This window comes from Nocardia asiatica NBRC 100129 (assembly GCF_000308415.1).
In the GTDB taxonomy this organism is placed as follows: domain Bacteria; phylum Actinomycetota; class Actinomycetes; order Mycobacteriales; family Mycobacteriaceae; genus Nocardia; species Nocardia asiatica.
Window position 1 is genome coordinate 1 of sequence record NZ_BAFS01000082.1, and the last position, 24,842, is coordinate 24,842.

At 69.2% G+C, this 24,842-nt stretch carries 25 protein-coding genes and 1 tRNA gene; 14 read left to right on the forward strand and 12 right to left on the reverse strand.

The features are described from left to right. Positions 1-30: 30 nt before the first annotated feature. A complete protein-coding gene (gene recO, locus ON27_RS08205) occupies positions 31-882 on the forward strand; it encodes a DNA repair protein RecO (protein WP_245559863.1) in 852 nt (283 codons plus the stop codon). Here recO and ON27_RS08210 read toward each other — a convergent pair. Continuing rightward, on the reverse strand, positions 839-1,219 hold the full coding sequence (locus tag ON27_RS08210; protein ID WP_157227120.1) for an Aca2/YdiL-like domain-containing protein: 381 nt from the start codon (positions 1,217-1,219) through the stop codon (positions 839-841). The genes recO and ON27_RS08210 overlap by 44 nt on opposite strands. Positions 1,220-1,340: 121 nt before the next feature. On the opposite strand from ON27_RS08210, the gene ON27_RS08215 reads away from it, so the two are divergent. Then, complete coding sequence (locus ON27_RS08215; protein WP_043721996.1) at positions 1,341-2,159, forward strand: isoprenyl transferase; 819 nt, start codon at positions 1,341-1,343, stop codon at positions 2,157-2,159. 14 nt (positions 2,160-2,173) lie between these two features. After that, positions 2,174-2,584 carry a YbjN domain-containing protein gene (locus ON27_RS08220; protein WP_043722068.1) on the forward strand — a complete coding sequence of 137 codons (411 nt, stop codon included), beginning with the start codon at positions 2,174-2,176 and terminating at the stop codon, positions 2,582-2,584. A 16-nt stretch (positions 2,585-2,600) separates the two neighbouring features. On the opposite strand, the gene ON27_RS08225 is transcribed toward ON27_RS08220, so the two are convergent. Continuing rightward, positions 2,601-3,218 (reverse strand): TetR/AcrR family transcriptional regulator, encoded by a 618-nt coding sequence (locus tag ON27_RS08225; RefSeq protein ID WP_043721999.1) that lies wholly within the window; start codon positions 3,216-3,218, stop codon positions 2,601-2,603. 102 nt (positions 3,219-3,320) lie between these two features. Between ON27_RS08225 and ON27_RS08230 the strand changes: the two genes are divergently transcribed. Next, positions 3,321-4,292, forward strand: coding sequence for an ABC transporter permease (locus ON27_RS08230; RefSeq protein WP_043722001.1), 972 nt, complete (start codon positions 3,321-3,323; stop codon positions 4,290-4,292). 322 nt (positions 4,293-4,614) lie between these two features. Here ON27_RS08230 and ON27_RS08235 read toward each other — a convergent pair whose 3' ends face one another. Together ON27_RS08235 and ON27_RS08240 are read right to left on the reverse strand one after the other, a co-directional pair. Further along, positions 4,615-5,049 carry a Fur family transcriptional regulator gene (locus tag ON27_RS08235; RefSeq protein WP_043722002.1) on the reverse strand — a complete coding sequence of 145 codons (435 nt, stop codon included), beginning with the start codon at positions 5,047-5,049 and terminating at the stop codon, positions 4,615-4,617. A gap of 3 nt (positions 5,050-5,052) precedes the next feature. Next, entirely contained in the window at positions 5,053-5,403 is a 351-nt protein-coding gene (locus ON27_RS08240; protein ID WP_043688763.1) for an ArsR/SmtB family transcription factor, read from the reverse strand. 194 nt (positions 5,404-5,597) lie between these two features. Between ON27_RS08240 and ON27_RS08245 the strand changes: the two genes are divergently transcribed. Further along, positions 5,598-6,989 (forward strand): glycine--tRNA ligase, encoded by a 1,392-nt coding sequence (locus ON27_RS08245; protein ID WP_043722004.1) that lies wholly within the window; start codon positions 5,598-5,600, stop codon positions 6,987-6,989. A 49-nt stretch (positions 6,990-7,038) separates the two neighbouring features. Here ON27_RS08245 and ON27_RS08250 read toward each other — a convergent pair whose 3' ends face one another. After that, on the reverse strand, positions 7,039-7,428 hold the full coding sequence (locus ON27_RS08250; protein WP_051046350.1) for a DUF1707 domain-containing protein: 390 nt from the start codon (positions 7,426-7,428) through the stop codon (positions 7,039-7,041). Between the two features lie 57 nt (positions 7,429-7,485). Next, the gene (locus ON27_RS08255) at positions 7,486-8,091 is read right to left on the reverse strand and encodes a TenA family protein (protein WP_043722005.1); all 606 of its coding nucleotides are present in this window, start codon (positions 8,089-8,091) and stop codon (positions 7,486-7,488) included. Positions 8,092-8,161: 70 nt separating this feature from the next. Here ON27_RS08255 and ON27_RS08260 point away from each other — a divergent pair, with 70 nt between their 5' ends. Next, positions 8,162-9,424: a phthiocerol/phthiodiolone dimycocerosyl transferase family protein gene (locus tag ON27_RS08260; protein ID WP_043722006.1), complete on the forward strand. Its 1,263-nt coding sequence runs from the start codon at positions 8,162-8,164 to the stop codon at positions 9,422-9,424. A 45-nt stretch (positions 9,425-9,469) separates the two neighbouring features. Here ON27_RS08260 and ON27_RS08265 read toward each other — a convergent pair whose 3' ends face one another. Both ON27_RS08265 and ON27_RS08270 read right to left on the reverse strand, forming a co-directional pair. Further along, positions 9,470-10,288: a MerR family transcriptional regulator gene (locus ON27_RS08265; RefSeq protein WP_043722007.1), complete on the reverse strand. Its 819-nt coding sequence runs from the start codon at positions 10,286-10,288 to the stop codon at positions 9,470-9,472. A gap of 48 nt (positions 10,289-10,336) precedes the next feature. Continuing rightward, the gene (locus ON27_RS08270) at positions 10,337-12,328 is read right to left on the reverse strand and encodes a TPM domain-containing protein (RefSeq protein WP_051046351.1); all 1,992 of its coding nucleotides are present in this window, start codon (positions 12,326-12,328) and stop codon (positions 10,337-10,339) included. A 30-nt stretch (positions 12,329-12,358) separates the two neighbouring features. On the opposite strand from ON27_RS08270, the gene ON27_RS08275 reads away from it, so the two are divergent. The 3 genes from ON27_RS08275 (at position 12,359) to ON27_RS08285 (ending at position 15,080) form a co-directional block, all read left to right on the forward strand. Beyond that, entirely contained in the window at positions 12,359-13,036 is a 678-nt protein-coding gene (locus tag ON27_RS08275; RefSeq protein ID WP_043722011.1) for an MBL fold metallo-hydrolase, read from the forward strand. Between the two features lie 97 nt (positions 13,037-13,133). Beyond that, positions 13,134-13,814 carry a YdcF family protein gene (locus ON27_RS08280; RefSeq protein WP_043722073.1) on the forward strand — a complete coding sequence of 227 codons (681 nt, stop codon included), beginning with the start codon at positions 13,134-13,136 and terminating at the stop codon, positions 13,812-13,814. Positions 13,815-13,820: 6 nt separating this feature from the next. Next, the gene (locus ON27_RS08285; RefSeq protein WP_043722013.1) at positions 13,821-15,080 is read left to right on the forward strand and encodes a deoxyguanosinetriphosphate triphosphohydrolase; all 1,260 of its coding nucleotides are present in this window, start codon (positions 13,821-13,823) and stop codon (positions 15,078-15,080) included. Between the two features lie 13 nt (positions 15,081-15,093). On the opposite strand, the gene ON27_RS08290 is transcribed toward ON27_RS08285, so the two are convergent. Then, complete coding sequence (locus tag ON27_RS08290; RefSeq protein WP_043722017.1) at positions 15,094-17,799, reverse strand: hypothetical protein; 2,706 nt, start codon at positions 17,797-17,799, stop codon at positions 15,094-15,096. A 373-nt stretch (positions 17,800-18,172) separates the two neighbouring features. On the opposite strand from ON27_RS08290, the gene ON27_RS08295 reads away from it, so the two are divergent. The 3 genes from ON27_RS08295 to dnaG all read left to right on the forward strand — a co-directional run bounded on the left by ON27_RS08295 (position 18,173) and on the right by dnaG (position 22,103). Continuing rightward, positions 18,173-19,327 carry an FIST signal transduction protein gene (locus tag ON27_RS08295; protein ID WP_043722020.1) on the forward strand — a complete coding sequence of 385 codons (1,155 nt, stop codon included), beginning with the start codon at positions 18,173-18,175 and terminating at the stop codon, positions 19,325-19,327. Further along, positions 19,324-20,073 (forward strand): Mut7-C RNAse domain-containing protein, encoded by a 750-nt coding sequence (locus ON27_RS08300; RefSeq protein WP_043722024.1) that lies wholly within the window; start codon positions 19,324-19,326, stop codon positions 20,071-20,073. Before ON27_RS08295 ends, ON27_RS08300 begins: the two co-directional genes overlap by 4 nt. Before the next feature lie 110 nt (positions 20,074-20,183). Continuing rightward, positions 20,184-22,103, forward strand: coding sequence for a DNA primase (gene dnaG / locus ON27_RS08305; protein ID WP_043722025.1), 1,920 nt, complete (start codon positions 20,184-20,186; stop codon positions 22,101-22,103). An 81-nt stretch (positions 22,104-22,184) separates the two neighbouring features. Here dnaG and ON27_RS08310 read toward each other — a convergent pair whose 3' ends face one another. After that, positions 22,185-22,430 (reverse strand): hypothetical protein, encoded by a 246-nt coding sequence (locus ON27_RS08310; RefSeq protein ID WP_043688781.1) that lies wholly within the window; start codon positions 22,428-22,430, stop codon positions 22,185-22,187. A gap of 202 nt (positions 22,431-22,632) precedes the next feature. Here ON27_RS08310 and ON27_RS08315 point away from each other — a divergent pair. Continuing rightward, positions 22,633-22,705, forward strand: a tRNA-Asn gene (locus ON27_RS08315). An 81-nt stretch (positions 22,706-22,786) separates the two neighbouring features. Here ON27_RS08315 and ON27_RS08320 read toward each other — a convergent pair. Next, positions 22,787-23,377: a site-specific integrase gene (locus ON27_RS08320; protein ID WP_051046344.1), complete on the reverse strand. Its 591-nt coding sequence runs from the start codon at positions 23,375-23,377 to the stop codon at positions 22,787-22,789. Next, a complete protein-coding gene (locus ON27_RS43850; protein WP_169334493.1) occupies positions 23,346-23,747 on the reverse strand; it encodes a phage integrase central domain-containing protein in 402 nt (133 codons plus the stop codon). Before ON27_RS43850 ends, ON27_RS08320 begins: the two co-directional genes overlap by 32 nt. Here ON27_RS43850 and ON27_RS39775 point away from each other — a divergent pair. Further along, positions 23,747-24,487, forward strand: a complete 741-nt coding sequence (locus ON27_RS39775) for a MerR family transcriptional regulator (protein ID WP_051046346.1) — start codon at positions 23,747-23,749, stop codon at positions 24,485-24,487. The two genes, ON27_RS43850 and ON27_RS39775, sit on opposite strands and share 1 nt — an antisense overlap. Positions 24,488-24,842: the final 355 nt, after the last annotated feature.

The following is a 24,842-nucleotide window of genomic DNA, read 5'->3' on the forward strand; positions in this document are numbered from 1 at the left end:
GGAAATCAAACACCCTATTAGACTCACCCCGTGCGGTTGTATCGGGACGAGGCGGTAGTGGTTCGCCAGCACAAGCTGGGTGAGGCGGATCGCATCGTCACGTTGCTCACGCGACAGCATGGACTGGTTCGCGCGGTGGCCAAGGGGGTACGGCGCACCAAGTCGAGGTTCGGAGCGCGGTTGGAGCCGTTCTCCTACATCGACGTGCAGTTGTATCCGGGGCGCACGCTGGACACCGTCACTCAGGTGCACACGATGGAGGCGTTCGCCGCCGACATCATCGACGATTACGGGCGCTACACCACCGCGTGCGCCGTTTTGGAGACCGCGGAACGACTGGCAGGCGAGGAGCACGCGCCCGCGCCCCGGTTGCACGCGCTCACCGCGAGCGCCCTGCGCGCCATCGCGGCCAAGCAGCGGCCGCACGAACTGATCCTGGACGCGTTCCTGTTGCGCGCTATGGGTTTCGCGGGCTGGGCGCCCGCTTTGAACGAGTGCGCCAAGTGCGCGACGCCGGGTCCGCATCGCGCGTTCCATGTCGCGGCCGGTGGCGCGGTGTGCGTGCACTGCCGTCCGCCGGGCGCGGCGACACCCGGTCCCGGAGTGCTCGACCTGCTGGTCGCGTTGTTGCGCGGGGACTGGGAGCGCGTCGAGACGACGCCCGCCGGTGTGCGCAGGCAAGCGAGCGGGCTGGTCGCGGCGCACTTGCAGTGGCATCTGGAACGTCAACTGCGCACCTTGCCGTTGATCGAGCGGTCCGGGCCACAGCCGGAAAAAGTGCTGCCGGACGGAGTCCATGTTCCGGGCTCGCCGGACCGGGCGGAGGCCGAGCAGCCGCTCACTCCACGAATTGAAGTTCTACCTGGGGCAGCTCGATCATGACGCGCGCGCACACCGCGCGATGCCAGGTGGCGGGGTATCGCGTGTCCGGTTCGTGTTTGGCGTAATCGTCGTTGGTTCGATAAGTGTGCAGGCGGGGTGAGATCTCCCCGGAGTCGATGGCGTCGACCATTGCCTCCACCACCTGTTCGGTCTCGTCCGCGAGGGCGGCGAGTTCGCGTGCCACACTGTCGGGGATTTGGAAGGCCCCCTTCTCCCATCGCTCGACGGTGCGTTCCGCGACCGCGAAGAAACGCGCGCACCAAGGGACCGGGAGGCCGAGTAATTCGCGAGTGGCTCGGAAACCCGCCGCGGTCCCGGTGCCTGGTAAATCGCTCACGTCCGAGAAACCCCTCCCCAGTATCACGATAGGGAAAAGAATAAGTCACCGATGCCGGTTCGAACCGCGGAATTCGCCAGGAAGCAACGCGGCGGCAGGGCAGTGGCGGCGATCAGGCAGGATGGAGGCCGTGATCCTCCGCCGAGACTCCGCTACCGCGACCGAGCCGAAGCCCGCGGGCGCTGTTCGCCCGCCCGCGCCGCATCCGTCGGGAGCCCGGCCGCCGAAACTGCCGCCGGAATTGGTCCCGTCGCACGTCGCGCTCGTGATGGACGGTAACGGCCGCTGGGCACAGGAACGCGGGTTGCCCCGCACCGCCGGCCACGAGCGTGGTGAGGCGGTGCTGATGGACACCGTCGAGGGCTGCATCGAGATCGGCGTCAAGTGGCTGTCGGCCTATGCCTTCTCCACCGAGAACTGGCGGCGCAGCCCCGAGGAGGTGCGCTTCCTCATGGGCTTCAACCGTGACGTGATCCGCCGCCGCCGTGACGAGATGCACGAGATGGGCGTGCGGGTGCGCTGGGCGGGTCGCCGCCCGCGACTGTGGCGCAGCGTGATCAAGGAGCTCGAGGTCGCCGAGGAGCTCACCAAGGACAACACGGTGATGACGCTGACCATGTGCGTCAACTACGGTGGCCGCGCCGAGATCGCCGACGCCGCAAGGGAGATCGCGCGCCGGGTGGCGGCGGGCGAGATCGATCCGGAGAAGGTCACCGAGGCGACGGTGGCGAAATACCTGGACGAGCCGGATATGCCGGACGTGGACCTGTTCCTGCGTCCGTCGGGCGAGTTCCGCAGCTCCAACTTCCTCATCTGGCAGTCGGCCTACGCCGAATTCGTCTACCAGGACACGCTTTTCCCGGACTTCGATCGGCGCAACCTGTGGGAGGCATGTCTGCAGTACGCTGCGCGGGACCGCCGTTTCGGCGGGACCAAGTGAACGGCGGCACGGATATGGACGCAGCGGTGACCCCGGAGCAGGAACTGCAAGCACGGGCCGGAGCCTGCCTGTCGAGCTACGGCATCGACGTGCGCGTCGACCCCGAGGGGTCGCTGGGCTTCGAGTACGAGGGCGCGCTGTCCTCGCTGCGCGCGGTGAACCTGGCGCCCGGCTTGGACGTGCTGAGCCTCACCTGCGTGCTGGCCTGGGACCGGCCGCTGAAGCCGCAACTGCACAAGCGCGTGGCCGAGCGCAACAACGCGCTGCAATTCGGCTCGCTGACCGTGATCGGCCGCGGCAACCTCGCCGACGTCATCCTGCGCTACACCTTCCCCGCCGCGGGTTTGGACGATCAGGCCCTCACCACGATGCTGCTGCTCGTGCTGTCCAACGCGAGCCGTTCCAGGAAAGGTCTGCTGCCCTGAGGTCGCGGCCGCCCGATCAGCTCTCGTTCGGGCCGGTGGTTTCGCCGTAGGGGAGCAGGGTGCGCACGCCGAGCGCCAGGGTTTGCGGGTCGAGGTCGCCGATGATGAGGTGCTGGAGGATGAATCCCGGCAGCAGTCCGATGATCGCTTTGCCCACGGCGTCGGCGTCGGCGTCTTCGGGTAGCCAGCCCTTGTCGCGCATGCGTTCGGCGTAGTTCACCCACAGCGCGCGCATCGCGATCATCGTCTCGCGGACCATCACCGCCGCACCGGGATGCACCAGGGCAAGCGCCCAGGCCTGTGGCGCCAGCCGCACCGGACCATCGGGCCCGCTGCGCCGCACGACCTCCTCGGCGATCATGGCGATCAGTTCGGCGGGCGTGGGCAGCGGCTCGCGGTTCATCGCGTGGCCCATGGCTACGCGCAGCGACACCGTCGTCTCCGTGGCCAAGGCCGTGACCAACTCGTCCTTGCTCTTGAAGTAGCGGTACACCGCACCGGCCGAGAGCCCGGACTCGGTGAACACGTCCTGCATCGAGGTCTCGTGGAAGCCCTTGCGCGTGAAGCAGCGCCGCGCGGCGTCGAGGATCTGCTGCCTGCGGCGTTCGAGGTGCTCTTCGGTGACTCGGGGCATGATCCAAAAATAAAACGAATATTCGTTCTTGACAACTGCCGGGACCCGTGCGACGGTAGGCGCAACTAAAAAGAACGAGCATTCGATTTTTAGGAGTAGGCCATGAACACCACGCAGCGGGCGTTCGCTCTCGGTCTCGGCGCCGCCCTGCTCCAGGCGCTGATGCTGATCGCATTCGCCTGGCCGGCCGCCAATATCGGCCCCCGTGACCTGCCGCTGGCCGTCACCGGTCCGCAAGCCGCGATGGTCAGCGGCAAGCTCGCCGAGCACAGTCCGGGCGCGTTCGAGATCAGCACGCCCGCGGACGAGGCCGCAGCCCGTGCCGCGATCGAGAACCGGGAGGTCTACGGGGCCGTCGTCACCGGCGACGGGCCGCCGCGCGTGCTGGTCGCCTCCGGCGCGAGTCCCGCGGTCGCGCAGCAGCTCACCCAGATCGGGCAGCAGCTCTCCGGCGCGCCCGCCGCCCGGGTCGAGGACGTGGTCGCGGCCGACTCGGACGATCCGCGCGGGACCGCGTTCGGCGCGATGGTGCTGCCGTTGGTCATGTCCGGCATCGCGGCGGGCGTGCTGCTGGCTCTGTTGATTCCCGCGTTCGGCGGACGGGTGATCGGCCTGGTCACCTTCGGCGTCGCGGGCGGGCTGCTGAGCATGGCGATCATTCAGGGCTGGCTGTCGGTGGTGCCCGGGTCGTACCTGGTGCTCGCTTCGGTGGCCGGGCTGGTGTCGTTCGCGGTCGCGGGGGCGGTGGTGGGCCTCGCCGCCGTGATCGGTACGGCGGGGGTCGGCCTCGCCGCGCTGACCATGCTGCTGATCGGCAACCCGTTCTCGGCGGCCACGTCGGCGCCGGAGCTGTTGCCGCAGCCGTGGGGCGTCGTCGGACAGTTGCTGCCGCCCGGAGCCGCCGCGTCACTGCTGCGCTCGGTGGCGTTCTTCGACGGTGCCGCCGCGACCGGCCCCCTGGTGGTGCTGCTGGTGTGGGGCGCGTTGGCGCTCACGCTGCTGGCCGTCGGCACGCTGCGCGGTCGACCGGCCGACGCTCCGGCTGCGGCGCGGAACGCGATGCCCGTCAGCTGAATCGGTCACGCGGGCGTTCTCGGACGAGAGCGGTCCGCTGCCGGTGAAGGACGGTGCGGTTACCCGAGCCCTGTCCCTGAGCGACCCGGCCACCGAACGGTGGCCGGGCCGCTTTCGCGCGTGCCGGGTGACGCCGACGCCGATGTGGCAGCCTCGTTCGGACGGCGGGCGGCAGCAGACAGGTTCGCGCGGCGCGCTCCGCGTCATCGAGCCGTGCGGGCAGCCAGCGCCTACCCGGTAGTTCGGCGCGGCCGTGCTTCACGATGCCCGGCAAGACACGCCGGTGCGGCCGCCTCGGCCGGGTGCGCCGGAAGACGGGCGATCACCTGTTGCGCCGGCGCGCCGTCTCGCAGGACGTGCAGGTGCCGAACACCTCCAAGGTGTGGCTGATCTCGGTGAAGCCGTGCTCGTGCGCGATGGCCTCGGCCCACGCCTCCACGGTCGGGCCTTCCACCTCCACGGTGCGGCCGCAATGCCTGCACACCAGGTGGTGATGGTGGCCGGTGGAGCACTGCCGGTAGACCGACTCGCCGGAGTCGGTGCGCAGCACGTCCACCATGCCCGCGTCGGCCAGCGACTGCAGCGTCCGGTAGACCGTGGTCAGGCCGATGCCCTCGCCACGTTTGCGCAGCTCGTCGTGTAGGTCCTGGGCGGAGCGGAACTCATCGATGTCACCGAGCAGCGCGGCGATGGCGCTGCGCTGCCTGGTGCTGCGGATACCGACCGGTTTCTGCGGAGCGGCCGTGTTGTCTGGCACGAATCACCCTTCCTCGGCGTGCGCGACGGCGTCGACGACGATGTGCGCCAGATGGTCGTCGACGAGTTCGTAGAGCACCTCGCGACCCGAACGCTCACCGTGCACGACACCGGCGGCCTTGAGGATGCGAAGATGTTGACTGACAAGTGGTTGCGTGACGCCGAGCGCGTCGACCAATTCGTGGACGCAGCGCGGCGACTCGCGCAACTGCAGCACGATAGCAATCCGTACCGGCGCTGCCAGCGCCCGTAACAGCTCGCCCGCGTCCTCCAGCACGGTGCGTGCGGGGACCGGCGCCGGGCCGGGCGACCGATACGGGTTGTGCGGCGGTGCCGCGGCGGTCTCGGCGGTCATGTCACCAACTCCTTAATGGAAAGCATTACCAGTTTGCGTATGCACAGGTGCGCATGTCAAACGGGCGCGCCGAACCGTGCGGTTGAAACCGGCGCCGGGCCTGCCGATAGGCTGGGCACAAATCGCAGCGTCGACGCCGAACTATCGTGTCGAGGCAACAAGAATCCGACTCGCAGTGGATGGAGAATTCTCGCGTGGCACCCAAGTCGAAGGTGGACACCGTTGCCAACCTCGCCAAGCGCCGGGGTCTGGTGTACCCGTGCGGTGAGATCTACGGAGGCACCAAGTCGGCATGGGATTACGGTCCGCTGGGTGTCGAGCTCAAGGAGAACATCAAGAAGCAGTGGTGGCGCGCCATGGTCACCAGCCGCGAGGACGTCGTCGGTCTCGACTCGTCGGTGATCCTGCCCCGCCAGGTGTGGGTGGCGTCGGGCCACGTCGGCGTGTTCAACGACCCGCTGGTCGAGTGCCTGAACTGCCACCACCGCTTCCGGCAGGACCACCTGCAGGAGGCGTACGCGCTGAAGAACAAGATCGATGACCCGGACACGGTCTCGATGGACCTCATCGCGTGCCCCAACTGCGGCACCGTCGGCCGCTGGACCGAGCCGCGCGACTTCAACATGATGCTCAAGACCTACCTCGGCCCGATCGAGTCCGAGGAGGGCCTGCACTACCTGCGCCCGGAGACCGCCCAGGGCATCTTCGTGAACTTCGCCAACGTGATGACGACCGCGCGCAAGAAGCCGCCGTTCGGCATCGCGCAGATCGGCAAGAGCTTCCGCAACGAGATCACCCCCGGCAATTTCATCTTCCGCACCCGCGAATTCGAGCAGATGGAGATGGAGTACTTCGTCAAGCCGGGCGAGGACGTGGAGTGGCACAAGTACTGGATCGAGACGCGGTTCTCCTGGTACACCGATCTCGGCATCGCCGCGGAGAACCTGCGGCTGTTCGAGCACCCGAAGGACAAGCTCTCGCACTACTCGGCGGGCACCACCGACATCGAGTACCGCTTCGGCTTCCAGGGCAACGAGTGGGGTGAGCTGGAGGGCGTCGCCAACCGCACCGACTTCGACCTGAAGACGCACTCCGAGCACTCCGGCACCGAGCTGAGCTTCTTCGACCAGACCACCAACGAGCGCTACATTCCGTACGTCATCGAGCCCGCGGCGGGCCTCACCCGCTCGCTGATGGCCTTCCTGGTCGACGCCTACGCCGAGGACGAGGCGCCCAACGCCAAGGGCGGCGTGGACACCCGCACGGTGCTGCGCCTGGATCGCCGCCTCGCGCCGGTGAAGGCGGCGGTGCTTCCGCTCTCGCGCAACGCCGATCTCACCCCGAAGGCCAAGGACCTGGCCGCGCAGCTGCGCAAGAACTGGAATGTCGAGTTCGACGACGCGGGCGCCATCGGCCGCCGCTACCGCCGCCAGGACGAGATCGGCACGCCATTCTGCATCACCGTCGACTTCGAGACGCTCGAGGACCAGGCGGTGACCATCCGCGAGCGCGACACGATGACCCAGGAGCGCATCGCGCTGGACAAGGTGGAGGGCTACCTCGCCCAGCATCTGATCGGCGCCTGAACCCGCCGCGGCGTCCCCGGGGTCGTGACCGGCCCCGGGACGCTGTCGTTCAGCAGTTCTTCTTACGCGTGATCATGCCGATCGTGGTCGGAATGAGCAGCGCGAACCCCCACGGCGCGGCGACCCAGAACGGCCAGAAGTAGCCCGCGCCGGTGGCCAGGTAGATCGCCACGCACAACACGTTGACGAACACCCACGGAATCCACATGATCGTGATCCACTGCGGAATGCCGGCACCGCGCGCCTGCTGCGATTGCCGGTGCGCGGGAAGGTCGGACAGCAGCGGCGTCAGCTCGCCGTAGGTCTTGGCGGCGTACACCTGTTGCAGCCGTTCGTCGAATTCGGGCAGCGTCAGCCTGCCTTCGTTCATCGCCAGCCGCAGCCGGTCGATGATCTTCTCGCGATCGGCGTCGGACGCCCGCACGTGATCCTGACTCACGATGTCAGCGTAGGTCACCGGCCCTGTGGTGTGGGATGACCATCTGTGCAACAAGATTCACGGAACATCCCAGAACGCCAGCTCGTGCCGCAGTCCTTCGCGGAACAGTTCCTCCGCGCGTGCCGGATCGGCGCCGGACTCGTCGAGCATCTGTGCGCAGCGGCGGGTGAGGGCGGCGAATCCCGGATCGGCGTAGGTGTCGACCCAGCGGCGGTAGCGCGGTTCGGCGGGCGGGCGCCGGGCCAGCCGCGCGCCCAGTGTCGAGTAACCCCACATGCACGGGTAGAGGGCGGCGAGCCCTTCGCCATAGGACGCGGCCGAGTCCAAGAGAAACGCCGTGTACGCCGCGCACGGTGCGCCTTTCGCGGCGCCGTCGAGGTCGGCGCCGAACTCGGCGGCCAGCGAGCGGTGCAGCGACAGTTCCTCGTGGTAGGTGGTGTGCGCGAGGTCGACCAGGTCGCCGAGGTGGGCGGCCGGAGCCTGCCACGCGAGGCGGGCGAATACGCGGACGTAGTCGAGCAGGAACAGATAGTCCTGCTCCAACCAGGACCGGAACACCGGTTCGGGCAGTGTGCCCTGGGCGATACCGACCACGGTGGGATGGGCCAGCTGTTCCTCCACCGAAGGAAGACCGATCTGCTCCAGATGCGCCGCGAGACTCATACCGGCAGTCTTCCGCATTCGCCCGCCCGGTCGGTTTGCACCCGTGCCGGTGGTGCCGCACTCTTGCGGCATGTTGTGGGATGAGGACGCTTCGATCCGGCCGCTGGCGCCATCGGAGCAGCGGTTCGTGCGGCACGGGACCTACACGGGCCGGTCGGTGTCGGTGCGGGGCGCACTCGACGTGACGGCGCTTGGGGAGGCGTTCGCGGCGTTGCGGCGCGCGTATCCGGTGATCGGCTGCCGGATCGCGGAAGACGGCACGGGGCAGGGTTATCTGCTGGAGGCGAACGAGCGCGCGTGGGTGCCCGCGTTCGTACGGGAGGGTGAGGTGGCGGCGATCGGCATCCCCGCCGTGGATCCCGCGGTGCAGCTGGCCTATCTCGACGTGGTCGGCGCGGGTACGGGCGAGTGGCGCGTCACGCTGTTCGCGCACCACAGTGTCGCCGACGCGGGGCACTGTGTCGAACTACTGGCACGGCTGTGGGACTGCTATACCGACCTTGTCGACGGTCGACCAGCGAGCATTGTCCCGCAAGGTATTCCGCAATCGGTGGAGTGGCATGTCGCCGCGCGGGGAATCGCCAGGGCCGCGCTCTCCGGATTCGAGGACGTGACCGTGCCGCTGCCGCCCGAGCAGCGGACGCCACCGCCCGACAGCGCGCGGCCCGCGCCGAGCACGCTGGCTCGCCCGCCGCGCCTGCGGTTGGACCGAGCGGCGACCGCGAGGATCGTCGACCTGGGCCGCAAGACCGGCGTGACGGTGAACGGCCTGCTCACCGCGGCGCTGTTGCGGGCGTACGCGCGGGTGGCCGCCGGTGGCGCGACGCCGCTGGGCTGCCTGTACCCGGTGGACCTGCGTACTCGGCTGCGGCCACCGGTCGCCGCGGCGGCGGGCACCAATATGGCGGGGATGGCCGCCTTCGCGGCCGAGGTGGATCCAGAGGCGAGCGTTGTCACACTGGCCCAGCGCGTTTCGGCCCGGTTGACGCACGATCTGGCCGAAGGCGTCGTGCAGCAGTCCGTGCTGCATTTCCCGGACTACTACGGTGCGACCAGGATTCACTCGCTGGCCGGGCATATCGCGGTGACCAATACCGGAGTCGTTCCCCAGTTCCGCATGCCCGCGGGCCTCGAACCGACCGATTACGAGATCGTGTACCTGTCCGCGCATCCTCGCCCCTCCGCGGGCGCGTCGGCCGCGGTGACCTATCTCGTCTACACCTTCGCGGGTGAGCTGACCGTCGGCGTGCTCGGCGGCGGCGCGCCCACCGAAGACCTGCTCGAGGAGGTGCGATCCGAGCTGACCGCGTTGTCGGCGGTGCGCGCCGGCTGACCGTCCCGGGACGGGCCGTGGCGGACGAGCCGCCACGGCCCGGTCTCATTTCGGCTGGACGGGCTCCTGCAACTCGGTGACCCAGCCCGCGGTGTCCTCGGTATAGACCAGGGTCACCTCGCGGCTGGGCCCGCTGATGCGGTAGCCGTTCTCGTCGATCCAGCGACCGAGCGCCTGCCAGGGTTCCAGGACCCGCTCCATGCTGCCGCGATGGACCACGGTCGCGGCCCGCTCGATGGCGGGCAGGTCCACCACCGCGAAATCGTGCCCACCGTCCGGATCGAGGTCGACCGGCATCGCGGCGTGGGCGAGGATCGTGCCGTCCGCGCGCTGCTCGTAGTACGCGATCCCGGGACCCACCGGTGTGACCTCGGCGCGCGCCAGCCGAGCGCACAGGTCCTCGAACAACGGACCGATCACCGGCCCGATCGTGCCGGGTTCGAAATCATTGGCGACACCGGTCACCTCGGCTACTCGGACAGCGGGGACGGATTTGATCACCACATCGTGGGCAGGCATGAAGCCCTCCTTCTCGATGACGCGAAGCCTCGTCTCGACCTGGGTCAGGCGGGCGCGGTCGCTCGTGATGCGCTGCTCGAGCTCGGCGCGGCGCAGCATGAGCATGCCGCGCAGTTCGGCGCCGCCCACCCGCTCGTCCAGGATCCGGCGCACCTGGTCGAGGGTGAAGCCGAGTTCCTTCAGCGCGACGACGCGATTGAGCCGTGCCAGCTGTCCCGCCTCGTAATAGCGGTAACCGCTGACGGCGTCGACCCGGTCGGGCCGCAGCAGCCCGATCGCGTCGTAATGGCGCAGCATGCGCACCGACACCTGTCCGTGTCTGGCGAAGTCTCCGATACTCAACATGACGAGTCCCGGTCTATGGCCTCACACGGTGTCAGGGTCAAGGCGTGGTCAGAATCGTCCGCCGCGGCCGATCCGCCGGGAGCCCGACGAACCGCCGAACGAGCCGGGGCTCCAGCCGCCGCGCCCGCCGCCCGCCGCTCCTCGCAGCAGTCCTTCGAGCAGGATGCCGCCGAGCACGGCCCCCGTGTTGACGCCGCCGAGCACCGACCCGGAGTGGGCGCCGCCGTAGGGACTCTGCGCCGACTCCCAGGCGCGCACACTGGCCTGGGCCGCCCGCAGCGCGCGCCCGGCCAGATCCGCCGCCGTGCGGGCGTGCCGCAGCGCCGTGGCGGGGTCGTCCGCGCTCATCCGCCGCGCCTCGTCGAGGTTGCGCTGTGCTTCCGAGAGCCGGGTGCGCGCTTCGGCGTCGACGCCGCCGCGCCGGGTGGCGAGGTAGTCGGCGGCCGCGCCGATCCGCGCGCCCGCGTCGGTGAGCGCGTGCTCGAGCCTGCGCCGCAGGTCCTCGGCGGCCTGTCTGCGGTCGGTGGCGGCGGCGACGGCACGGTCGAGTTCGGCATCGGCGGTGACCGCGTCGTGGAAGGCGCTCAGCGGGTCGGTGTCCGCCGATCCGGTCGCCTGGTCCAGCGCGGACTGCGCGGCGGTGCGGGCATCCGCCAGTTCCGGCCCGCCGTAACCGGAGAGTTCGGCGGCGGAGGCGATGTCGCGGCGCAGTTCGTCCAGCACGGCGGGAAGGCCGTCGCGGGCTTGCCGAATGGCTCCGGACGCGTTGTCGACCGCGTCGAGCAGGGCTCGGGCCTGACCGATCGCGGCTTCGGCCGACCGGATGGCGGCGACCGCGCCGCCCTGCTCGCCGACCGGCTCGGTGAGGGCCGACCGTCCCGCGTCGATGCTCTGCTCCGCGAAAGCGATCCGCTCCCGCGCCATCCGCACGTTGTCCTCGATCGGCGCGAGCACACTCGGCGGATGGGTGGCGGTGAGCCGGTCGAGCTCGGCCTCCGACGCCGGGACCCGGGCGGTGACGTCCACGATGTCCCTGGTCAGAGCGTCCAGCCGCGCCGGGGCGTCGAGCAGCAGGTCGCGCATGGCGTCGAAGGCGGCGACCTGCGCGTCGAGTTCCCGGTCGGCGCGGCCCACCGTGCCGATCAGGCCGACCAGCAGTGCGCGCTGTTCGTCCGCCGTCTCCGGGATGGCGTCGTCGAGCCGTTGCCGCATCGAGAATGCCTCGGCGACAGCGGCTTTCGCGTTGTCGAGGGCGGTGCGGAAGGGGACGGTGGCGGTGGCGCCGAACTCGCTCGTGGCGAGATCGAGTTCCTCGCCGCTGGTGCGGATCGCGTTGTCGATCTCCACGAGCGCCTCGCGCGAGCGCGCGTGCAGCGCGTCCAATGACAGTGCCGACAGCGCCGCGGTGTTCTCCGGGTCCACCTGCCGCGCCGCCGCCAGCTCGGCCTCCGACCGGTCGCGCCGTCGTTTGCGCGCGTACCACACCAGGCCGCCCGCCCCGAGGATGACGAGCACACCGAGGACGAGCAGCGCTCGGCCGCTCACCCCACCGCCACTCATGGCCACGTCCAGCCCGTCGGCCGTCGCGATCCCGGCATCGGCCCAGCGGCCGTCGCGCAGGGCGGGTTCGACCTCTCGGATCACGAGGCCGTCGAGTTCGGACTCGCTCACGCCGCTGGGTAGTTCGCCCGCCAACCAGTACGCGCGATCCTCGGTGGCGACGGCCAGCAGAAGATCGCGCCCGCCGAACCCGGACAGCGACGCGGTGCGCGCGGACCACTCCTGCGGGGTGAGGCCGTCGAAGTCGCGCACGTACACGACCCACAGCCGGATCCGCTGATCGGCGTAGAGCCGGTTCACCGCGTTGCGCAGCTGGTCGCGCTGACCCTCGTCGAGCGCTCCGGCCCGGTCCTCCACGTAGGTGTCCATCCGCAGCGGTGGTTGCGCCGCGGCCAGGGGAGCCCCGGCCAGGGCGATCACGGCGAGCAGAACGCTGATCGCGAACATGCGAGCGAGGCGGATCCGCGGCGGCGATGACATGGCACGAATGTAGCTCGCTAGCATCGTTTCGTGATCACCATCGATCGCCCGTACAGCGGCCACGTGTCAGCGGATTCCAACCCGCAGCAGCGCGACGTCCCCGGCGCCCGCATCGTCAAGATGTCCGTCGGCGGCATGGACAACAACTGCTACCTGGTGCAGTGCACCGCCACCGGCGCCGCCCTGCTCATCGACGCCGCCAACGAGGCGCCGCGCATCGCCGCCCTGCTCGAGCAGGAGGCGCCGGGGCAGGTCGAGCTGATCGTCACCACGCATCAGCACCGAGACCACTGGATGGCGCTGCGGGAGACCGCCGCCGCCACCGGCGCGCCCACCGCGGCCCATCCGCTCGACGCCGGCCCGCTGCCGGTGCGCCCGGACCGGCTGCTCGCCGAAGGCGACGCCGTCGCGGTCGGCGATCTGGTCTTCGAGGTCATCCACCTGCGCGGCCACACGCCCGGCTCGATCACCCTGGCGCTCACCGACGGAGCGGGCCGCACCCACCTGTTCACCGGGGACTCGCTGTTCCCCGGCGGCGTCGGCCGTACCACCGCACCGGAGGACTTCGCCTCCCTCTTCACCGACGTCTCGACGAAACTCTTCGACCGCTACCCCGACGACACCGTCGTCTACCCCGGGCACGGTGACGACACCACCCTCGGCGCCGAGCGCCCCGACCTTCCGGCTTGGCGAGCGCGCGGCTGGTAACCGTCGGCGAAGGTGCGCGCGGAGCCGGTATCCAGGTCCGACAGTTACCGGTCTGTGATGCCGCTACTGGCAGACTTGGGGAGTGGATTTGCCAACGATGCGCACCCGAGCTCTCCCGGCTCCGGACCCGGCCCGGCCGCAGGGCTTCGGCGCGGGGTTGCTGCGCTGGGCACGGCGGCTGGTCATCGGTTCGGTGGTGATGGGGGCGGTGCTGGTCGGCGGGACCGCCTTCCGTGTGTGGCAGGTGGCGCGCATCGATGACTACACCAAGGCCGACGCGATCGTCGTCCTCGGCGCGGCCCAGTACTCCGGAACGCCGTCCTCGGTGTTCGAAGCGCGACTCGACCGGGCTTACCGGCTGTTCCGGGCCGGTGTCGCGCCGCGGGTCATCACCGTGGGCGGCAAGCAGGAGGGCGATCTGTTCACCGAAGCCGCGTCGGGCAAGAACTACTTGCAGGCGCGGGGGGTGCCCGGCGACAAGATCCTGGCCGTCGAAACCGGCTCGGACACGCTGCGCAGCGTCGAGGCCGTGGCGACGGCGATGCGTGCGCGCGACATGTCGTCGGCGGTGCTGGTCAGCGATCCCTGGCACTCGCTGCGCACCCGCACCATGGCCAGGGACGAGGGACTGGCCGCGTGGACCGCGCCGACCAGAACCGGCCCCGCCGTCCACACGCGCGAATCCCAGGCGCACGGCATCGCCAGGGAGACCGGCGCCCTGCTCTGGTACCAGTTCACCCACTTCTCCGCGGACTTCGCATACACGGCTGGACAGTGAGACCCGATGAGCGCCCGGTACACCGATCACGACACCGAACGCATCGTCGTCGAGGGCGCCAAGACCGCGGGGCTCGGCCCGCCGCGCAGTGAGTTCGAGACCGGTCACCGCACCGAGTTCGCCCGCGACCGCGCCCGCGTGCTGCACTCCGCGGCCCTGCGCAGGCTGGCCGACAAAACGCAGGTCATGGGTCCCCGTGAGGGCGACACCCCGCGCACCCGGCTCACCCATTCCCTGGAAGTGGCCCAGATCGGCCGCAGCATCGCCGACGGTCTCGGCTGTGACCCGGACCTGGTCGACCTGGCCGGTCTCGCCCATGACATCGGCCACCCGCCCTACGGTCACAACGGGGAGAAAGCTCTCGACACCTTCGCCGACGCATACGGCGGTTTCGAAGGCAACGCGCAGAACTTGCGCATCCTCACCCGCCTCGAACCCAAAGTGCTCGAACCCGACGGCGTCAGCGCGGGCCTCAATCTCACTCGCGCCGCGCTGGACGCGGCGATCAAATACCCGTGGGGCCGAACGGGTCCCGGCACCAAGTTCGGCGCCTACGAGGTCGACATCGAGCGCCTGGAGTGGATCCGCAAGGGTGCGCCGGACCGGCGACGCGCCCTCGAATGCCAGATCATGGACTGGTCCGACGACGTCGCCTACTCGGTGCACGACGTCGAGGACGGTGTCCTCGCGGGCCGGATCGATCTGCGCGCGCTGGCCGACCCCGCCGAACAGGACGCCCTGGCGGCGCTGGGGCAGTTCCAGCACTCGCTGGCGGCCGACGAACTGATCGCCGCCGCGCAACGGCTGTCGGAACTGCCGGTGGTCGCGGCGGCCTCCGGCTACGACGGCACGTTCACCGCCTCGGTCGCGCTGAAGCGTCTCACCAGCGAGCTGGTCGGCCGCTTCGCCACCGCCGCGATCATGGCGACCCGGGAGGTGGCGGGCGAGGAACCCTTGTCCCGCTATGCCGCCGACCTCGAGGTGCCGCGCATCGTCGCCGCCGAGGTGGCCCTGCTGAAGACCGTCGCGTTGCGCTACGTGATGTCCGACTCGGCGCACCGGTTGCGGCAGGCCGCCCAGCGCGAACGCATCCTCGCCGTGGCCGATCGGTTGCTGGCGACCGCTCCGCACAGCCTCGACCCGCTGCTGCTGCCGTTCTGGAACGCCGCATCCGACGACACCGCCCGCGTGCGCGTCGTCGTGGATCAGATCGCCTCCTACACCGAGAGCCGGCTGGAACGAGTCGCGGTCCACTTGGACGCCTAGCGCGCAGGGGGCGTCACGCCGACAGGTCGGTGGAACTCGGCAGGTCGGTGGCATCCGGTGGGTCGGTGGCTTCCGGCTGATCGGTCGATTCCGCGCGCGCCATCTTCACCAGTGCCGCGTGCAGTTCCTTCGCCGACGCACCCGCGCGATCCCCCCGCAGGACCACCTCGGTGAAGCCCTCCACCAGAGCACGGCCGGGGTCCAGCAGACCGGCGCCACTGCCGCCGCGGAGAAGGGACTCGTTGATCAACGTCCGCAACGCTTCTTGGCGAGCCCGGAAACCGCCCGCGACGTCCAAAGCCCGCGCGAATTCGCGGACGACCGTCGTATACACCGGCCGCTCGACGGGCCCGCGCCTGCGAAAGATTCGTCGCGTCTGCTGTTCGGCCACCGCACCTGACGGATGCGGGGCAGGTTTGGCCAGGACGAGCCAAACCTCGGGCGAGTCTTCCGTCACCGTTGTGGGATTCGGCCTCGGACGTGATTCCGGATCGTCGGTGAGTTCCACGCCCCGCAGCGGAATCGGGTATTTCGCCAGCAGCTCATCGATGGCGGAAACGATCTCACGGACCGCCTGCACGTCGATATCCGTGGCACCGAACCCGACGATCTTCACGCCGTGCCGCTGCGACAACTCCTGGGCGATCCGGCTCACCTCGGAAGCGTTGGTGGTGCCGGTCTGCGGTGTTTGCGGGGGGCGGTGCCCGGTGTCCCCGCGTTCGCCGCGTGCGGGGGCAGGTCGATGCCCGGGTGCGGAGTCGTGGGCGCGGTCGCGCGGCGCGGCGGTGGCCTGCCGATCCGATGGCCGGGCGGCTGGGTCAGCGGTCCGCCGCACAGGAGCCCGGTGGTCCAGGGGATCGCCTTGGGCGACGGGATCGGTCCGCGGGGTGGGCGTGAACAAGCCTGTGCCGCTGGTCTGTGGGTGCGGTCGGCGATCGTTCCCGTGGGCTTCGGCGGTGTCCTTCGAATCCGCGATGGACGGGGTGGCGTCCCTGCGGTGCGAGATGCCGATCCAGGGAGAGGAAGCCGAGCCGGTGACGGTGTCGCTCGGGACGGGGTCGGTGGCGTGCTCGATGTGTCCGGGATCGTCTCGAGTCGCGGAGTGCTCGTTCGAGGCGAGCCGGCTCGGGGCTTCGGACCGTGGGCCGAGCGCGGGGCCGTCGGCGGAATCGCCCTGCTGGATGGGCGAGTTCATCGGCTGCTCGGCTGCGGAAGGGCGCGGGTGGTCGGTCTGCTGGACGGCGGCTGTGCCTTCGACGAGGGCGGAGTCTTGGAGTGTTTCGGGCTCGCGAACGGGTGCGGTGCCCCACGGGGTGGCGGACCCGGTAGGTGCGGGATCGGCCCGCTGGGCGGCGGCTGGGTGGGCGGTCTTCCCGTCGGCTGCGCTGTCGTCAGCGGCCTCGAGCTGCTGGCTGAGTGCCGAATCGCCCATGCCGGGCTGCTGGGTGGATGCCGGACGCCATGAGGCGGCGGATTCGGGGGATCGCGGAACGGTTCGCTGGACCGATGCGAGGCAGTTCGCGAGGTCGAGCGGTGAGATGAGTTCGGGGCGGTGACTGTTACCGACTCGTGGTGGGGAGCCGGCTGGTCGGGGGCTTGCGGGATTCGCGGCGTCGGATGGCTCTAGGGCGACTGGTTCGGCGACGGTGTCGATCGGGGGGACGGGCTCGGCTTCCTGCGCGATGGCGATTTCCGGGACGGATGAGGAGTCGTCCGCGGTATCGAGTTGTCCCGTGTTCGCCTGAGGGACACCAGCCCTGGCGTCGTTTAGCCGCAGGTGCTCGGTGTCGGCTGGTGGTGCGGAGGCGTGTTCGGTCTCCTGGACGGGCCGGATACCGCCTTCCTCGACGGGCACGGCGGTGTTCCGCTGAACGGGGAGCAAGCCGTGGGTAGTCGGAGGGACCGGCTCCGAAGGGGGAGCGGTGTCGGCTTTCGCATGGGAATCCTCGCGGTGTGGGATAGGCGCCGCGCCGGTACGCCGGATCGGTGAAGAGTCCGCGACGACATCGATCGGTCGGATGGCCGCAGCGTCGGCCCGCAGGGCGGGCGCGGGCTCGTCCGCGCGCTCAGACCTTCGGATCGGCGGCGCGTCGGCTGTGACGGCGACCTGTGGAGTGGACGGGGAGTCGTCATCGGTTCGCCGGACGGAGCCGGAGTCGTCAGCGCCGGTCCGCCCACCGCTGAACCCGAAATCCGAGTGTCGCGGCACGGCCGGTTGCCGTGCGGGCGGTGACAGTTCGGCTATCGGGACGCCTGTCACGCGTGGCGCGGCCACTCGAACCGGCGCGCTGGGCACGCTCGGGCACGGCCTGACCACGCGTCTGGACCAAGGCGTCGCCGGAGGTCTACGCGACCACGGGGTGGGCATCGCCACGCGCCCGGACTCGGCCATCGATGCGGCCGTGCGCTCGTGGGCGGCTGCGGTATCGGTTCGGGCGGGAACGAGCGCTTCGGCTGCGTGTTCGTGGGTGGCTGCGGTGTCGGTTGGGGCGGGAACGAGCGCTTCGGCCGTGTGTTCGTGGGTGGCTGCCGCGTCGGTTCGCGCGGGAACAAGCGATTCGTCGCGCTGTTCGCGACGGTCGCCGCCGACTTTCGCCTCGGCGGACGCGATGGTCGCCTTCAACTCGCCGACCGTGCGCGCGGCCTCCGCGATGAGCCGCTCCAACGTCGACACCATCGCGTGCAGTTCGGCCGTGTCGATCCGCGACGGCTGACTCACGATGTCTCCCGCTTGTCCTCATCAGGTCTTGCCGCGGTGCACTGGCCTGTGCCGACATTCTGATCTCGCATCGCCGAAAGCAGACTGTGGTGTCGGCTATTGTCACTCAGATCCGCGCGACCTCTCGGGGTTGGGAAGGCGGAGGGCCAGCCGCGACCGGCGGGCAGCTATCGGATCGCAACATGCGCCGATCCTGGTCGCCAGGGTGCAACGGTGGCGGGTCTGTCCGGTCACGAAGTGGCCTCGTCCGCTGTACCGAGCGGTCCCGAAGTCGCGTTATCACCTGGCAGACGGACCATGCGATGGCATCGTTTACGAAATGCCTTGCGCGACAACAACATCCTCATCTTGCCTGGTTGGCTACCATGGAAGGGTGCGGATCGGAGTAGGGCTCTCCACCGCCCTCGGCGCGCGGCAGGCCGGCATGGAGGCCACAGCGATCGCCCGTGAGCAACTCGCGGGCGAAGCACCGTCGCTGGCCGTGCTGCTCGCCTCCCGCGCGCATACCGACGAGGCCGTGGAGGTGCTGTCCGGCGTTCACCGGACGGTCCGGGTGCCCGCGCTGGTCGGGTGCGTGGCGCAGGCGATCGTCGCGGGCCGCCGCGAGATCGAGGACGAGCCCGCCGTGACGGTATGGCTGGCCTCCGGCCTGCCCGCTGCTGAGACCTTCCAGCTGGACTTCCTCCGGACGGCGAGCGGCGGACTGCTCGCGGGTTACCGCTTCGACAAGGCCGCGCGCGACTTCCACTTGCTGCTGCCCGACCCGTATTCGTTCCCGGCCGACTTGCTGCTCGAGTACGTCAACACCGATCTGCCCGGCACCGTCGTGATGGGCGGGTTGGTGAGCGGCGGCCGCGGCCCGGAAGGCAGCCGATTGTTCCGCGACCACGCCGTGGTGACCTCCGGTGCGGTCGGCGTGCGTCTTCCGGGTCTGCACAACGTGCCGATCGTCTCGCAGGGCTGCCGCCCGATCGGCTATCCCTACACCATCACCGGCGCGGACGGCACCGTCATCACCGGGCTCGGTGGGCAGCCGCCGATCGAGCGGTTGCGCGAGATAGTCGCCGTACTGCCGCCCGACCAGCAGGAACAACTCGCCCGCGGCCTGCAGATCGGCTTCGTGGTGGACGAGCACCTGGCCGAGCCCGGCCAAGGCGATTTCCTGGTCCGCGGCCTGCTCGGCGCCGATCCGAACAGTGGCGCGATCGAGGTCGGCGAGGTGGTCGAAGTCGGCACGACCGTGCAGTTCCAGGTCCGTGACGCGGTCGGAGCAGACCAGGACCTGCGCGCCGCCCTCGCGCGGGCACGCACGCACCTTTCCGGCCGCCCGGCCGGTGCGCTGCTGTTCACCTGCAACGGACGCGGCCGCCGGATGTTCGGGGTGGCCGATCACGACGCCACGACGATCGAGGACTTGCTCGACGGCATCCCGCTCGCGGGCTTCTTCGCCGCGGGCGAGATCGGGCCCATCGCGGGCCGCAACGCGCTGCACGGCTTCACCGCGTCGATGGCGCTGTTCCTCGAATGAGCGTCGAGCTGAGGGTCTACGCCGAGCTGAACGATTTCCTGCGGCCCGACGAGCGGTACACCGCCCTGCGGCGGCCGTTCCGCCCGCACCAGACCGTCAAGGACGTCATCGAGGCCACCGGCATCCCGCACACGGAGGTCGACCTGGTCCTGGTCGACGGGCAGCTGGTGGACTTCGACCACCAGCCACGCACCGGCGGGCGGATCACCGCGTATCCGGTGTTCGAGACACTCGACATCGGCGGGGTGACCAAGGTCCGCCCGCACCCGTTGCGCACGCCCCGGTTCCTCGCGGACGTGAATCTCGGCGGTCTCGCCAGGCTGATGCGGCTGATGGGCCTCGACGTGCACTGCCGGTGGGACGCCGAGGACGCCGAACTGGCGGAGGTGTCGGCGGCCGAGCATCGGATTCTGCTCACCCGGGATCGCGGATTGCTGAAGCGCCGGAACGTCACCCATGGCGTATACATCCGGTCCGACCAGCCGGTGGAGCAGGTCGTGGAGGTGATCCGGCGACTCGACCTCCTCGCGCGCCTCGCGCCGTTCACCCGCTGCCTGCGCTGTGGCGGCGCCGTCGCCGAAGTCGCCAAAGCCGAGGTCGAGGATCGGCTGGAACCGCTCACCCGGCGTTACTACGACGCGTTCCGGCAGTGCCGTGAGTGCGGCCGCGTCTACTGGCAGGGTTCGCACCAGGCCCGGCTGTCCGAGACGGTCGCGGCGATCCTCGCGAAGCTGGACCGGCCCTGATCGATCGGGCGAGCGGTTCCTGGCCACGCCGGTCGAGGGCCGGTTCGGCCGGACGCGCTGTGCGGAGCCGCCCGGGCGCGTCGGCCCCGCGTTCGCCTAGACTCACTGCCGTGGCCGGACGACTTCCAGATCGCGATATCGCGGCAATACGCGAACGCGTCCGGATCGAAGACGTGGTGGGCGAGTACGTCGCCCTCAAGCGCGCCGGAGCCGACTCCATGAAGGGCCTGTGCCCGTTCCATGACGAGAAGTCGCCGTCGTTCCACGTGCGGCCCAATCACGGCCTGTTCCACTGCTTCGGCTGCGGCGAGGGCGGCGATGTGTTCGCCTTCCTGCAGAAGATCGAGCACGTCGGGTTCGTCGAGTCGGTCGAGCAGCTCGCCGACCGGATCGGGTACCAGATCAACTACGAGGGTGGCGGCACCTCGGTGCAGCGCGACCGCGGCACCCGGTCCCGGCTGGTCGCGGCGAACGCGGCCGCGCACGAGTTCTACATGGCCCAGCTGCGCGAGCCGGAAGCCGAGACCGCGCGCAAGTATCTCACCGAGCGCAATTTCGACGCGGCGGCCGCGCACCATTTCGGCTGCGGCTACGCCCCCGCCGGTTGGGACAAACTCACCAAGCACCTGCTTCGTAAGGGGTTCGACTTCAAGGAGCTGGAGGCGGCCGGGCTGTCCCGGCAGGGGCAGCGCGGCCCGATCGACCGCTTCCACCGGCGGCTGCTGTGGCCGATCCGCAACCTCTCCGGCGACGTCATCGGCTTCGGCGCCCGCAAGCTCTTCGACGACGACACCATGCCCGGCAAGTACATCAACACGCCGGAAACCCTGCTGTACAAGAAATCTCAGGTGCTGTTCGGCCTCGACCACGCCAAGCGTGAGATCGCCAAGGGCCACCAGGCGGTCGTGGTCGAGGGCTACACCGACGTCATGGCGATGCACCTGGCCGGGGTGAAGACCGCCGTCGCCTCGTGCGGCACCGCCTTCGGTGACGAGCACCTCGCCCTGCTGCGCCGCCTGATGATGGACGACAACTTCTGGCGCGGGGAGATCATCTACACCTTCGACGGCGACGCCGCGGGCCAGGCAGCGGCTCTGAAAGCGTTCTCCGGCGATCAGAAGCTGGCCGGCCAGACCTACATCGCGATCGCTCCGGACGGGCAGGACCCGTGCGAACTGCGGCAGCACTCCGGTGACGCGGCCGTGCGCGACCTGGTCGCCCGCCGAACCCCGCTGTACGAGTTCGTGATTCGCGGCCTGCTCGCCGACCACAATCTGGACACTGCCGAGGGGCAGGTGGAGGCGTTGCGCCGCGCGGTGCCGGTGGTCGCCCAGATCAAGGACAACGCCCTGCGCAAGGCCTACGCCACCAAACTGGCCGGCTGGGTCGGCTGGGACGACATCCAGACGGTGGTGCGCCGGGTCGGCGAGGAAGCCAAGCGGCACCGCAGCGGTGGCGGCCGCCCGGGTGTCCCGCCTCCGGCCGCGCAGCGTGACGTGGTCGCCGAACACCCTGCGGCACGGCCGAATCCGAACGATCCCACGCTCCTGCCGCAACGTCAGACGCTGGCCGCCGCGCTCCAATACCCGGCGATGGCGGGGGCGGGTTTCGACGCGCTCGAGGCCGAAGCCTTCACCCACCCCGCCTACGCTGTCCTGCGCACGCTGATCGCGGAGGCGGGCGGTACGGCGGCCGGGCTGGGCGGCGCCGAGTGGGTCAACGCCGTCGCGGACCGCACCGACGACCTGACCGTGCGCGCCATGCTGTCGGAACTGGCCAACGAGCCGCTACCGGTGAAAACGGAGGCCGATATCCCGCGCTTCGTCGCCGGTGTGCTGGCACGCACCCAGGAGGCCTGGGTGGGCAGGCAGATCGCCGAACTCAAGTCCAAGCTCCAGCGGGTCTCCTCGACCGAACAGCCGGACGCCTACTTCGCCCTCTTCGGCGACCTCGTGGCCCTGGAGCAGTACCGCAAGAGCCTGCTCACCCAGGCGATGGGCAACCACGGGGACTTCGCCACCGGGGCCTAGGACCCCTACTTCCTCGGCGTGATTCCTCGCACATTGCTCCAGGCGTGCGAGGAATCCGCTCGTCGGGCGGAAAGCTCCAGGTCAGCGGCGGAGCTGGTCGTGCGGGACCAAGACGGTGGTCCGCTCGTCCAGCGGCTCCATGGGCTCGAGGCGGGGGCGGGTACTGAGCTTGTCCGCCAGTTTCTGCCTGCCGACGAGCACGAGCTTGCGGGTCACCGGGCTCTCGGTCAGCGCGCGGGTCGCGGCGCTGATCTGTTCGTAGCGAGCCCGCCCGGCCTTGCTACCGAGTACGTACCCGGCCGCCACGCCGATGATCAACCGCAGCATCTCGATGTGCTCCTCCCAGTTGCCAGTTCGCCGCCCCCATCCTGCCCGAAGCCCCTCCCGCCTGTCGATCCGGATCCCCCCAGCCCCGACCTCGTCCCCCGGGACAACTCAGCAGGTAGCGCCACGATTTGGGCTCCCGCCCAGCGATACGCTAGAGTTTCTCCTCGGCCCGCCCGATACCAACCGGACGAGCCAAGGGCAATCCCCTATAGCTCAATTGGCAGAGCAGCCGACTGTTAATCGGCAGGTTTCTGGTTCGAGTCCAGATGGGGGAGCTGCGACCAGGGCGAACGTATCAGTTCGACCCTGGTTTTGTCCGTTTCGGGGGGGTCGAACGACACGGAAACGACACGTTTTCATCCCGCGAGGCGTCCCAGGGCTGCGGTGAAGTCGGGTGCTTCGGTCGGTTGGTCGATGTAGTGGCGTTTGGTGACGGAGTCGTTGGCGTGGCCGAGTTGCTGGGCGGCGGCTTGGGGGCCGTATTGGTCGGCGATGAGGGATGCGACGGTCTTGCGGAAGGTTTTGGGGCTGACCCATGCGAACTTCTCTCCGCGTGCTTGACGCCACAGCCGGTTGAAATTGTGGGGGTCCCAGATGCCGCCGTCGCGGTTGGGGAAGACGAGGTCCGGTTCGTTCTCGATGGCCTCTGCTTTGACGCGGCGGAGGGTGTCGACAACGAACTGAGGTAGGACGACGGTCCGGTAGCCGGAGTCGGTCTTGGTCCATTCCTGGCGGATCAGGCCCTTGCCTTTGATGCGGACGATCGTGCCGGAGAAGATGATTCGCGGCGGCTGGGCGCCCAGATCGACATCACACCAGCGCAGGGCGAGTGCTTCGCCGGGGCGCGGGCCGGTGCCGAGTTCGACGTCGGCGACATCGAGGACTTGAGGGTTGCGTCTCGGGCCGTAGGTGTAGCTAGGCGCTCCATCGAGGAGCTCCCCGTCCACCCAATCCTGGAGTTGGGTCCGAAGCTCGGCGAGGGGTCTCCAGGTCGGCCGCGCGCGGCTTCTGGCGCTTGCGGGGCAGATCTGCGATTTCGCGGACGGGGTTGCGGTCGATGGCGTCGTGGTGGACGGCCATGCTCATCATCTCCGAGAGGATGACCCGCTGTCGGCGCGCCCTCTCGCGGTGGCCGTCGAGCACGATGCGCTTGAGGTGGGCGTCGATGCGGGAGGTGGTGGCTTCCCACACACGCAGGCTGCCGAGCGCTGATCGGCGAACACTCGTATTGGTGAGCTGGGCAACGTGGAAGTTGACCTGTCCCTTGGGGGCGACGGCACTCTCGACAACAAGGAAATTCCGTGGAGTAGGAGGCAATGGTGTTGCTGGCTATCAGGGCGTTCGGCCATCTGGCAGGGCTGTCCAGGAAGGCGTTACTACAGTATGAGGAATTGGGAATATTGCTGCCCGCGCGCGTCGATTCGCATAGCGGCTACCGATGGTATGCGTTGACACAACTGCCACAGGCACGCCGCATTGGGCGGCTCCGAAAACTGGGTTTGCCGCTGGCCAGGATCCGCGAGATCGTCGCGCATCCGGATGATCAGCATGTGCTGGCAGCCTGCTGGCATGAGCAGGAGCGTGTGTTTGCCGCACAGCGGCGGCTCGCCGAGTTTCTGATAAACCAACTGCCAGGGAAGAAGGCCGATATGCATGGCCTAGTCGACCGACTGGCGTTGCCCCGCGATTGGACCACGGCGGACCTCTCCGCGTCGCTTGAACGCGAAATAGACCGCAGTGTTGTATGGCTGCCGCTGCGGGAGCAAATGGGGGGGTGGTGCCAGTTGGCGTTTGCCCGCCAGCACGATTGGTTGGTGTTCTATCGACACAGTCCAAAACCGATGCTGAATCGCGCTGTAATGGCCCATGCTGCAGCGCATTTGCTGCTTCACGACGACGGAAGACACTTCACCCCGACGGAGATGGCGACGCTACTGACCGGAATCGATTCCCCCAACGGAATCACTACGGCCGAGATGCGAAGGTTGTTCGACAGCGCCACAGCCGAACATGCAGAAATCGAGGCCACCATGCTGGCCGACCTGCTCATCGCATGATCGGCTGGGATCGGTCCATGCGGGGCTGGCGCATGCAGAACAAGAGACAGGCATTGGAGGAGAACCGCACAATCGCACCGGGGGCAGAGTCCCCCAGCCGCACATCAGCTGAGCCAGCCCCTGGTCGGAGTTCGGCCTGGACGACGAACCCCGCCAAGATGCCGGGCGCCATTTTTGCGGGCCTTGTCACTGGACTGATCGCATGGGGAGTGGAGGGTGCAGCCGAGCACATACACATCAACGTGCGGTCTGAACGGCACACCGTCGCCATCATCATCAGTATTAGCTGATCAACTAGTTCGAAATGCTATATGGTCAGCGTGTGCGGCGGCGCGGAGCGCTGACGTGCAGAACG

Coding starts and splice junctions, on each gene's coding strand:
- ON27_RS08215 (WP_043721996.1), top strand. CDS start 1,341: ATGGAGGCCGTGATCCTCCGCCGAGACTCCGCTACCGCGACCGAGCCG.
- ON27_RS08220 (WP_043722068.1), top strand. CDS start 2,174: ATGGACGCAGCGGTGACCCCGGAGCAGGAACTGCAAGCACGGGCCGGA.
- ON27_RS08225 (WP_043721999.1), bottom strand. CDS start 3,218: ATGCCCCGAGTCACCGAAGAGCACCTCGAACGCCGCAGGCAGCAGATC.
- ON27_RS08230 (WP_043722001.1), top strand. CDS start 3,321: ATGAACACCACGCAGCGGGCGTTCGCTCTCGGTCTCGGCGCCGCCCTG.
- ON27_RS08240 (WP_043688763.1), bottom strand. CDS start 5,403: ATGACCGCCGAGACCGCCGCGGCACCGCCGCACAACCCGTATCGGTCG.
- ON27_RS08255 (WP_043722005.1), bottom strand. CDS start 8,091: ATGAGTCTCGCGGCGCATCTGGAGCAGATCGGTCTTCCTTCGGTGGAG.
- ON27_RS08260 (WP_043722006.1), top strand. CDS start 8,162: ATGTTGTGGGATGAGGACGCTTCGATCCGGCCGCTGGCGCCATCGGAG.
- ON27_RS08265 (WP_043722007.1), bottom strand. CDS start 10,288: ATGTTGAGTATCGGAGACTTCGCCAGACACGGACAGGTGTCGGTGCGC.
- ON27_RS08270 (WP_051046351.1), bottom strand. CDS start 12,328: ATGTCATCGCCGCCGCGGATCCGCCTCGCTCGCATGTTCGCGATCAGC.
- ON27_RS08280 (WP_043722073.1), top strand. CDS start 13,134: ATGCGCACCCGAGCTCTCCCGGCTCCGGACCCGGCCCGGCCGCAGGGC.
- ON27_RS08285 (WP_043722013.1), top strand. CDS start 13,821: ATGAGCGCCCGGTACACCGATCACGACACCGAACGCATCGTCGTCGAG.
- ON27_RS08300 (WP_043722024.1), top strand. CDS start 19,324: ATGAGCGTCGAGCTGAGGGTCTACGCCGAGCTGAACGATTTCCTGCGG.
- ON27_RS08310 (WP_043688781.1), bottom strand. CDS start 22,430: ATGCTGCGGTTGATCATCGGCGTGGCGGCCGGGTACGTACTCGGTAGC.
- ON27_RS39775 (WP_051046346.1), top strand. CDS start 23,747: ATGGTGTTGCTGGCTATCAGGGCGTTCGGCCATCTGGCAGGGCTGTCC.